Here is a 6,507-nt window from a genome sequence, read left to right as displayed (position 1 = left end):
GGCATCGACCAGACGCTCGCCCTCACCCACCCGGATCCACCAAACTCGCCGATGAACCACTCACAGGGGGGCGGATCAGAACCATATCCGCCTAAAATACAGTGCCTGCTGTGCATGCATCGCTCGCTGGATGCGCTGACTTCTCGTCATCAAGTCTCAATGCATAGAAAACGACCGTTTTTCATACACTTAGAGCTGTAAGGATTGCGTGTCACCAAATCAAAAACGGGCGTCAGCGGTCCCGTCCCTTCTGTCACGTCGGTATCGCGCGCGTAAGGGCGGCTTACGGAACCAGCTTCCGATCCTGTTATCTCACCGATGCTCATAACTCACCAGTTGTGAGCGACCGACCGGCCGACGCGCAGCCGTCCTCTCCCCAGCCCATAACTCAGGACCGGACCCCAGCCCCTCGCCCGGTCGGTATATTATGAGTGCTGGACCGCTTACCGGGCGGCGGGATCGTCCCCTGCCGGGTGGCGGTCTACCTTCTCACCGTCACCGAACACCTCGACCACTGGCGCGAGCAGGGCCAGCGCGATGCGCAGTGGGTCAGCAGCGAGGCGGCGGCCGAACTCGTCCAGAAACCAGATCTGGCTGCGCTGATCCGCGATCTCGCGCGCACGACCAATACGGCGGATCTCCCCATTCCGGAACCATGACAGCAACATCGTCGCGCTAGCTTTACGAAAGTAACGATCTGTTCATAATCAGCCAGCTGCCCGACGCCTTGCACAAATTCTGAATGAAACCACGCACGTGCAGTTCTCTTGGTTCATGATGTGCAACCCTATGGTGTAGATCGGCTGCTAATCGGGTTCTGAACGCTGGAGTCATCGACAGGTCACTCTTAATTAAGGTCTTGTGCTTACAGTTATACATATGGTCCAAAACGTGCGGCCTCGCAGCCGGAGACGTGTTTTGATCACTACCTGAGCCTCCGAGAACAGGTTCGATCCCTGTACCCGCGTGCTCGCGCAACCAGCCGAGGCGCTGCGAGCCATGGTGAGCAAGCTCACCGGATCACCGCGAACCGCCGGCTTATCAGCTCGTGACAACCGCTGCTGCTGACGCAAGGCAGAGCACATTCAGGAACGGCCGCCATGTTCGGGATATCGAAGCGGAGCACGGACCTCAGGGCGAAGTTCGACGCGCTCAGCCGCTCACTCGCCACCATCGAGTTCGCCCCTGACGGCACCATCCTCGACGCCAACGACAACTTCCTGGCCGCGATGGGCTATGCTCGCGATGAGATCCTCGGCCAGCATCACCGGATGTTCGTAGCTGCGGACGAGGCGGCCAGCCCCGCCTACGCGGAGTTCTGGTCCTCCCTGCGCGCCGGCCGCTTCCAGGCCGCCGAGTACCGGCGGCTGGCCAGGGGTGGGCGCGAGGTCTGGATCCAGGCCACCTACAACCCCGTCCTCGACAGCGCCGGCCGCGTCATCAAGGTCGTCAAGTTCGCCACCGACGTCACCGCCCAGAAGCAGCGTACCGCCGAGTACGAGGCCCAGATCTTCGCCATCAACAAGGCCCAGGCCGTCATTCACTTCAACCTCGACGGCACCATCCTGGATGCCAACGAGAACTTCCTGCACACGGTCGGCTACCCACTCGACGCCATCCGCGGTCAGCACCACCGCATGTTCGTCGACCCGGCCTACGCGGCGAGCCACGAGTACGCCGAGTTCTGGCAGCGGCTCAATCGTGGGGAGTTTCATGCCGGCGAGTACCGGCGCCTAGGGCAGGGCGGCCGGGAGATCTGGCTGCAGGCCAGCTACAACCCCGTGTTCGACGCGGCCGGCCGGCCGTGCAAGGTGGTCAAGTACGCCACCGACATCACCGCCCAGAAGCTGCATACCGCCGATGTCAACGGCCAGATCCAGGCGATCGGGCGTTCGCAGGCGGTGATCGCGTTTGCGGTGGATGGCACCATCCTGGATGCCAACGAGAACTTCCTGCAGGCGGTCGGCTACCACCTGGACGAGATCAAGGGACGCCATCACCGCATGTTCGTCGAGGCGGAGCACGCCGCCAGCCGCGAGTACCAGGCCTTCTGGGCCGACCTGGGCGCCGGCGAGTACAAGGCCGGGGTGTACCGGCGGCGCGGGCGGGACGGGCGCGAGATCTGGCTGCAGGCGACCTACAACCCGATCCTCGACATGAACGACACGCCGTTCAAGGTGGTGAAGTACGCCTCGGACATCACGGGCAGCATCCAGGCGCGGCTGGAAGCAACACGGGCAACGAAGCAGACGCTCGAGAACGTGCAGGCGGTCGCCTCCGCGGCCGAGGAGATGAGCGCCTCGATCTCGGAGATCAGCGGCAACATGGCCCAGTCCAAGGATGCGGTGGACGACATCCGCCACCGCACGCAGGACGCGGACCGCGCGACGGTGCAGCTGAAGCAGGCGGCGCAGGCGATGGACGGGGTGGTGCAGACCATCACCAAGGTGGCCGAGCAGATCAACCTCCTGGCGCTCAACGCGACCATCGAGTCGGCCCGGGCCGGCGATGCAGGCCGCGGCTTCGCGGTAGTGGCCACCGAGGTCAAGGCGCTGGCCAATCAGACCACCTCGGCCACCTCGCGCATCTCCGACCAGATCGTGGAGATGCAGCGGATGTCGGGCGATGTCGTCGGGCTGCTGGCGGCGATCAGCTCCACGGTCGCGACGGTGCAGGGGTATGTGACGGGCGTAGCCTCCGCCATCGAGGAGCAGAGCGCGGTGACGCAGGAGATTTCGGCCAGCATGCAGGCAGCTGCCGGGGATGTCGCGCGCATTGACCGCAGTCTAGGCCGGGTTGCCTGAACGGGCGCGCCGGCCCACACTCCGTCATGCAAGCCGCTCATCTTCTGAGTGGCCGCGGCCACTTGCTTCCTCAAAGATGGCGACGAGCACCATCCTCCTTCTGACCGACGCGCCGGAGCGCGGGAAGCGCCTCGCGCGCGACCTGGAACCGCTGGCGACTTGCCAGATCATCGACGTGTTGAACCTGGACGAAAGCCGCACGCAGGTACCCGGCCCTTCCGTTCGCTGCGTCGTGAGTGACGCGTCGCTGGCCAGCTCCGCCACAATCGGTGAACTCCGCTTCCACCTTGAGCGCCTGAAGGGCCGCAGCATTCCCTATCTCTGCCTGTTGCACGAGGACACACCGCGCAGCCGCATGCAGGCGATTGTCCTCGGCGCGACCGGGATCCTGCGGGCCGACGCGGCGCCCCAGCAGGTGCTCTCGGATCTCACCAAGCTGCTGCCACGCGAAGCGCCGCGTGGCGGCTGCCTGCCCCACGCCAACGCCGCACGATCCGTTCTCACGCGGATGTTCGAGATGGGTGGCCGTGGCCAGAGTATCGCGCCCGCCATCGTTGCCGCCGGCGCCCGAGAGGTCGAGCAGGCCGTGGTGCAGGCCGGTGTGCGCGAATGGCTCGACGTGGTCTGGCAGTTCGACGACGCCACCCACCAACACTGTCTGCTGGTGGCGGGCCTCGCCGCAGGGTTCGCGCGACAGCTCGGCTTCACACCCCCGGATTGCCAGCGCCTGACCCAGGCGGCGCTGCTGCACGACGTGGGCAAGTCGCGCGTGCCGCTGCACATCCTCAACAAGCCCGGGCCGCTGACGCCGGACGAGCAGAGGGTGATGCGCACGCACCCGGTGGCGGGTGTTACCCTGCTCGCGGGTGGCGATTTCGCGCCAGATCTGCTCGCAGTGGTGCGCTCCCATCATGAGTACCTGGACGGGTCCGGCTACCCGGACGGGCTGCGCGGTGGCGCGATCCCGGATCTCGTGCGGTTGGTGACGGTCTGCGACATTTTTGCCGCCCTGATCGAGCGGCGTCCCTACCGTGCGATGATGAGCGGAGATAAAGCCTACGCGCTCCTGACCGGCATGGGCGACAAGCTCGATCAAGCCTTGGTCGGCGCCTTCCGTCCGCTCGCTTCCGCATCGAGCTTCGCCGACAATTCTGCGCCAGCATAGGGCAATTTACGACTTCGACACCCTTCCTGCTTTAGTATTCGGCGGGAGCAAGCTCTCGACGAGACGGATGACCTTGAGCCCAGTTGTGCCCGGACGGCTGCATCGCTCATCGATGTCGGTTATCCCGGGTTTGGCTCACCCTTGCCGAGCGCGAAGCTTGCCATGATCCGGCTCTACGAATGCGTGGCGAACCAGCACGACCTGCGGCTCGTCGCAATCGCCGCCGTCATCTGCGCCTTAGGCACCTATTCGACCTTCGCCATGGGGCGTCAGGTCTTCTGCAACATCGCCCTGAAAGAGCGGCTGGCCTGGGCCGCCACAGGCATCCTCGCCACGAGCACGGCCATCTGGGCGACCCACTTCATCGCCATGCTCGCCTTCGAGCCGAGCCTGGCGTTCGGCTTCTCGGTCGGTCAGACCATCGCCTCCTTCCTCGTGGCGGTCCTGCTGGTCGGCTTGGGCGCCGGCACCGTCGTGGCACGGTCGGACCTGCCAGGGCGCATGGTCGGCGGCGCAGTCGTCGGTTTGGCGATCTCGGCCATGCATTATACCGGGATGGGCGCCTACCACGTCCAGGGCACCCTGCAGTGGGACCTCTCGACGGTCACGTGGTCGGTCCTTGTCGGCATGGCTCTCGCCAGCCTGTCGACCATCCTCGGCTTCAGCCCGAGGCGCAGGGTCCGGCGACTCGCCCCGGCGATCCTGCTCGCCGCGGTCTGCGGCACGCACTTCCTCGGCATGAGCGCGCTCACCGTCGTCTTCGACCCGCGGGTGGAGATCCCCGGCGGCAGCCTCGATGGCACGGTCCTGTCGATTATCGTTGCGAACGCCGCGCTCCTGATCGTCGGCCTCTCGCTGGCGGCTCTGCGACTGTGGCACGTCAACCGGCAGCGGCATGAGGCCGAGAGTCAGCGCTTGCGCGACCTCGCCGACATTGCGGTCGAAGGCCTGATGATCTGCGACGGCAACACCATCACCGGCATCAATCACAGCCTGGAGCGCGTTCTCGGATTGCCACGCGAAGCCCTGATCGGGTCTCCCCTGCAGCGGATCCTGCCGGGCCTCGCCGTCGAGCACATTCCGACGGCGCAGGAGGCTGACGCCGTGCTTCGGGGTGGCAACGAGGCTAGCATTCCGGTCCGGGTCATCGCCCAGACGATCACGATCCAGGCCAAGCCGCACACCGTGGTCGCCGTCCGCGATCAGCGCGAGCGGCTGCGCGCCGAGGCCGAGATGCATCGTCTCGCCCATCATGATGCCCTGACCGGGCTGGCCAACCGCCACCAGTTCAACGCGGCGCTGGACGCGCGCTTTGCCTCGCGCCGCGCTGAGGACGCGAGCTTCGCCCTGCTGATCCTCGACCTCGACCGCTTCAAGGTCGTCAACGACACGCTCGGCCACGGCATGGGTGACGAGTTGCTCCGGCGCGTCGCCAAGCGGCTCCTGTGCGCCCTGCGCGACGAGGATCTGGTCGCCCGCCTTGGCGGCGACGAATTCGCCATTCTCAAGGCCGGAGGCGTCGACCTGGCGGCAATCCAGGCGCTGGCGGAACGCGTGATCGACATCCTCGCGCGTCCGTTCCTCATCGATGGGCACATCCTGAACATCGGCACCAGCATCGGCATCGCGCTCGCCCCCACCGACGGCGACCGGGCGGAGGTGCTGATGGGCAACGCCGACATGGCCCTCTATGGCGCCAAGGAGGAGGGACGCGGCCGCTACCGGATGTTCGAGGCCAGCATGAACGCGCGCATCCAGGCGCGACGCTCGCTCGAGCTCGACCTCCGCCGCGCCATCGCCCGGCAGGAGTTCGAGCTGTACTACCAGCCGCAGGTCGACGCCCGGACCGGCGCCTTCGACGGCGCGGAGGCGCTGATCCGCTGGCATCATCCCGTGCGGGGCATGGTCTCGCCCGCCGAGTTCATCCCGATCGCGGAGGAGACCGGGCTGATCGGCAATCTCGGCGAGTGGGTGCTGCGCACCGCCTGTACCCAGGCGCTGTCCTGGCCGGAGCACCTGACGGTGGCTGTCAACCTCTCGCCGGTCCAGTTCCGCGACGGCCGGCTCGCCACCACGATCCGCAACATCCTGGCGGAGACGAACTTCCCGCCGGCCCGGTTGGAGCTGGAGATCACGGAAGGCTCGCTCCTGCAGAACGAGCAGCGCACGCTGGTCATCCTGCGGGAGTTGCGAGCGCTCGGCATCCGCATCTCGATGGACGACTTCGGCACCGGCTACTCGTCGCTCAGCTACCTGCGCCGCTTCCCCTTCGACAAGATCAAGATCGATCAGTCCTTCGTGCGGCGCACGCCCGACGACAAGGAGAGCGCCGCAATCGTGCGGGCGATCGCGATGCTGGGCGCGAGCCTCGGGATGAAGACGACGGCGGAGGGGGTCGAGACGGACGCGCAGTCGAGCTTCATCACCGGGGAAGGGTGCGACCAGATCCAGGGCTACCTGATCAGTAGGCCGGTGCCGGCGCGGCAGATCGAGGCACTGTTCACAAGGCCAGAGCCAGTCGCCTTGCGCGCCTAAGGA

General features: G+C 66.1%; 4 protein-coding genes. All 4 read left to right on the top strand.

All coding sequences use genetic code 11. From position 1 onward, the window contains the following. Positions 1-473 precede the first annotated feature (473 nt). The 4 genes from MFF61_RS20920 to MFF61_RS20905 all read left to right on the top strand — a co-directional run bounded on the left by MFF61_RS20920 (position 474) and on the right by MFF61_RS20905 (position 6,504). Positions 474-659, top strand: coding sequence for an NUDIX hydrolase (locus tag MFF61_RS20920; RefSeq protein WP_238237809.1), 186 nt, complete (start codon positions 474-476; stop codon positions 657-659). Positions 660-1,100: 441 nt separating this feature from the next. Continuing rightward, a complete protein-coding gene (locus MFF61_RS20915) occupies positions 1,101-2,804 on the top strand; it encodes a methyl-accepting chemotaxis protein (protein ID WP_238237806.1) in 1,704 nt (567 codons plus the stop codon). Positions 2,805-2,880: 76 nt separating this feature from the next. Continuing rightward, on the top strand, positions 2,881-3,969 hold the full coding sequence (locus tag MFF61_RS20910; RefSeq protein ID WP_238237804.1) for an HD-GYP domain-containing protein: 1,089 nt from the start codon (positions 2,881-2,883) through the stop codon (positions 3,967-3,969). 162 nt (positions 3,970-4,131) lie between these two features. After that, on the top strand, positions 4,132-6,504 hold the full coding sequence (locus MFF61_RS20905; protein WP_238237801.1) for a bifunctional diguanylate cyclase/phosphodiesterase: 2,373 nt from the start codon (positions 4,132-4,134) through the stop codon (positions 6,502-6,504). Positions 6,505-6,507 lie beyond the last annotated feature (3 nt).

Origin of the sequence: Methylobacterium isbiliense, assembly GCF_022179325.1 — a bacterium.
GTDB classification, from domain to species: domain Bacteria; phylum Pseudomonadota; class Alphaproteobacteria; order Rhizobiales; family Beijerinckiaceae; genus Methylobacterium; species Methylobacterium isbiliense.
The sequence above is the reverse complement of the archived record's forward strand: the minus strand, read 5'-3'. Positions and strand labels throughout refer to the sequence as shown.